Origin of the sequence: Nocardioides pocheonensis (assembly GCF_003725535.1) — a bacterium.
In the GTDB taxonomy this organism is placed as follows: domain Bacteria; phylum Actinomycetota; class Actinomycetes; order Propionibacteriales; family Nocardioidaceae; genus Marmoricola; species Marmoricola pocheonensis.
Genome location: NZ_RJSF01000033.1, coordinates 1 through 3,776 on the forward strand (window position 1 = coordinate 1; position 3,776 = coordinate 3,776).

The 3,776-nt window shown below is 69.8% G+C and carries 2 protein-coding genes and 1 pseudogene; all 3 read left to right on the forward strand.

The genetic code is table 11. The annotated features are described in order from the left end of the window. Positions 1–229, forward strand: a pseudogene (locus tag EFL26_RS24160) (YlbL family protein); the annotation flags it as partial. Beyond that, the gene (locus EFL26_RS09000) at positions 226–783 is read left to right on the forward strand and encodes a PPA1309 family protein (RefSeq protein ID WP_123222570.1); all 558 of its coding nucleotides are present in this window, start codon (positions 226–228) and stop codon (positions 781–783) included. The pseudogene EFL26_RS24160 and the gene EFL26_RS09000, both read left to right, overlap by 4 nt. Continuing rightward, on the forward strand, positions 783–3,704 hold the full coding sequence (locus EFL26_RS09005; RefSeq protein ID WP_123222569.1) for a UPF0182 family membrane protein: 2,922 nt from the start codon (positions 783–785) through the stop codon (positions 3,702–3,704). Before EFL26_RS09000 ends, EFL26_RS09005 begins: the two co-directional genes overlap by 1 nt. Positions 3,705–3,776 lie beyond the last annotated feature (72 nt).

Here is a 3,776-nt window from a genome sequence, read left to right on the forward strand (position 1 = left end):
CGGCACCGTCGGCGAGATCGGCGGCATCGGCCAGAAGCTCCCGGCGGCCCAGCGCGACGGCGCCAAGCTGTTCCTCGTCGCCGCGGCGAACTGCGCAGAGGCGGTGCGGTCGCACTACGACCCGGGCAAGATGAGGCTGGTGAAGGTGGAGAAGCTCGCCGACGCGATCAAGGACGTCGAGGCCTGGCGCGACAACCCCGGTGCCGACCTGCCCCGGTGCACGCGATGAGCTCGAGCAGCCCGACGCCGTCGGCTCCGGACGCCGACCTGCAGGCCGTCGTACGCGAGCTCGAGGCGCATGCGGCCGAGTCCGGGTGGGACCGCCCAGAGCGGCTCTTCGCCCTCGTCGAGACCGCCGCCCTGGTCCGTCAGGAGCCCGGGCTGGCCGAGGCGCTGGGGCTCGAGGGTGAGCCCAGCGGCCTGACGCCGATCGAGCAGGAGCCGCTGCCCGAGGGCACCAGCCTCGAGCAGGTGCTGGCGGAGATCGTCTGGCCCGGTGAGGTGGCCGGCTGCGCGGCGATCGCCGAGCGGATCGTGCTGCCGCCCGAGGCCGACGAGCAGATGCCCGACGATCCCGCGGACGCACAGGCGTTCGCGGCGAGCCACCCCGCGCGCGAGGAGGTCAGGATCGTCGCCGCCGCGCTGCGCTCCGGCGGGTCCGCGTGCGCCCTCAGGCTACGGTCGCACGACGACGCGGATTCGGTGCTGACCAGCCCCGACCTCGTGCCGGGCCTGCTGACGCTGCTGCACGCCACGCTCGACCTCGAGGAGACCCGAAGCTGATGAGCGACTTCTTCAACGACGATCCCGAGGAGCCGCGTCGACCGGTGCCGATCCGGCACGACTCGCGGCGCCCGCGCCCGTTGGTGCTCACCATCGTCGTGATGGCCGTCCTGCTGATCGGGTTCTCGCTGTTCGCGGGCATCTGGACCGACAGGCTGTGGTTCGGCAGCATCGGGTACAGCAAGGTGTTCAGCACGCTGCTGTGGACCAAGATCGGGATGTTCGTGGTCTTCGGGGCCGCCATGGGCCTCGTCGTCGGCGGCAACCTCTGGATCGCCTTCCGGCTGCGACCGACCTTCCGGGCGAACTCTGCGGAGCAGGCGAACCTCGACCGCTACCGCGAGGTGATCACGCCGATCCGTCGCGCGCTGCTGATCTCGGTCAGCCTCGTGTTCGCGCTCTTCGCGGGCGGCTCGGCCTCGGGCAAGTGGCGGATCTTCCTGCTGTGGGAGCACCGGCAGAGCTTCGGGCAGACCGACACCTACTTCCACAAGGACATCGGCTTCTACGTCTTCACCCTGCCCTGGCTGCACTACCTGGTCGACTTCGCGATCACCGCGATGGTGATCGGCCTCCTCGCCGCGCTGGCCGTGCACTACGTGTATGGCGGGATCCGGCTCCAGGCGCGCGTCGGCAAGGTGTCCGGTCCGGCGCAGGCCCAGATGTCCGTCCTGCTGGGCGTGCTGGTGCTGCTCAAGGCCGCCGACTACTACCTCGACCGGTTCGACCTGACCTCGCAGAGCGGCCCGCTGATCACCGGCATGACCTACAGCCGCGACCACGCGATGCTGCCGTCGAAGAACATCCTGATGGCGATCGCCGCGATCTGCGCGCTGCTGTTCTTCGCCAACGTCTTCCGGCGCACGTGGATGCTGCCGGCGGTCGGGCTGGCGCTGTTCGCCCTGTCGGCGGTGCTCCTCGGGATGCTCTGGCCGGCCCTGGTGCAGCGCTTCCAGGTCAAGCCCGACGAGCCGGACAAGGAAGCCTCCTACATCAAGCACAACATCGCGGCGACGCGGGCGGCGTACGACCTGGACGCGACCGCGGTCACGCCGTACACGGCGAAGACCAGCCTGGACGCCTCGCAGCTCTCGGCCGACGCGGCGTCGCTGCCCGGCATCCGGCTGCTCGACCCGAGCCTGGTCTCGAGCACCTTCGACCAGCTCCAGCAGGTGCGTGGCTACTACAACGTGCCGGCGGTGCTCGACGTCGACCGCTACCAGGTCGACGGCCAGGAGCGCGACATGGTGGTCGCCGCTCGCGAGCTGCACCTCGAGGGCCTGCCCGACGGCCAGAAGAAGTGGGCCAACGAGCACACCGTGTACACGCACGGCTACGGCATGATCGCGGCGTACGGCAACCAGCGCGACAGCGCCGGCAACTTCGTGCAGAGCGAGGACGGCCAGCCCGCGTGGGCCGAGAAGGACCTGCCGCCCGAGGGCGTCCTGACCGACGCCAACAAGCCCGACGGCTACCGCCCGCAGATCTACTTCGGTGAGAACAGCCCGTCCTACTCCATCGTCGGCAGGGCCGCCGGTGGTCGCAACGTCGAGCTCGACGTGCCGCAGGGCTCGGGCACCCCCGGCCAGTCCAAGACCAGCACGTACGCCGGCAAGGACGGCGTCGGGGTCGGCTCGATGTTCCGCAAGGCGCTGTACGCCGTGAAGTTCGGCGAGCCCAACTTCCTGCTGTCCTCCCGGGTGCACGCGGACTCCAAGGTGCTCTACAACCGGTCGCCGCGCGAGCGGCTGCAGAAGGTCGCGCCCTGGCTGACCGTCGACAACGACGCGCTCCCGGCCGTCGTCAACGGCAAGATCGTGTGGATCCTCGACGGCTACACCACCACCGACCGCTACCCGCTGTCGGAGAAGAAGTCGTTCCAGGAGATGACCTCCGACGCGATCAACCCGCGCACGGCGTACGCCACCCTGCCGACCGACCAGATCAACTACATGCGCAACGCGGTCAAGGCCACCGTCGACGCCTACGACGGCACGGTCACGCTCTACGCCTGGGACGACTCCGACCCGATCCTCAAGGCCTGGGAGGGCGCGTTCCCGGGTGTGGTGAAGCCCCGGTCCGACATCCCGCCCGACCTGCTCGCGCACTTCCGCTACCCCGAGGACATGTTCAAGGTGCAGCGCAGCCTGCTGGCCGCCTACCACGTCCTCGACCCGCGGACGTTCTACGAGGGCAACGACCAGTGGGACATCCCCGAGGACCCCAACCTGCCGACCCGCAAGCAGCCGGCGTACCGGCTCTCGGTGGCGACGCAGACCGGGGAGAAGCCGGTGTTCTCGCTGACCTCGGTGTTCGTGCCGGCGAAGAAGCAGAACCTCTCGGCGTTCGTAGCGGTCGGTGCCGACGCGGCGGACCCGTCGACGTACGGGAAGTTCCAGATCCTGCGGCTGCCCGACACCAACCAGGTCGCCGGGCCGTCGCAGATCGCGAGCAAGTTCAGCTCCGACCCGGCGGTCGCGGCCGCGGTCCGGAACTTCAAGCAGAACGACGCGAAGGTGGAGTACGGCAACCTGCTCACGCTCCCCGTGGGCGGCGGGCTGCTCTACGTGCAGCCGCTCTACACCGTGCGGCAGGCGGGCGCGGGCAACTACCCCACGCTGCAGTACGTGCTCGTGTCCTTCGGGGACAAGGTCGGCATCGGACCCGACCTGACGAGTGCGCTCAAGGTGGTGCTGGGTGCCGCGCCGCCGGTCGTCACGCCGACGGAGCCGGGCTCCGGCACCGGTGGCACGACCGAGCTGCCGACCGGGGCGGTGGTCCTGCTGCAGCAGGCGGACGACAAGTTCCGTGAGGCGGAGACCGCACTGAAGGCCGGCGACCTGCAGACCTACGCCACGAAGATCGAGGAGGCGCGCCGGCTGGTGGAGCAGGCGCTCGAGGCGGGGAAGAAGAAGCCGTAGCCGTGGTGCCCGATGGTTGAGGTGCGAGCGGAGCGAGCCCTTCGAGACGGTCGCTGCGCGACCTCCTCAGGA

Coding starts and splice junctions, on each gene's coding strand:
- EFL26_RS09000 (WP_123222570.1), top strand. CDS start 226: ATGAGCTCGAGCAGCCCGACGCCGTCGGCTCCGGACGCCGACCTGCAG.
- EFL26_RS09005 (WP_123222569.1), top strand. CDS start 783: ATGAGCGACTTCTTCAACGACGATCCCGAGGAGCCGCGTCGACCGGTG.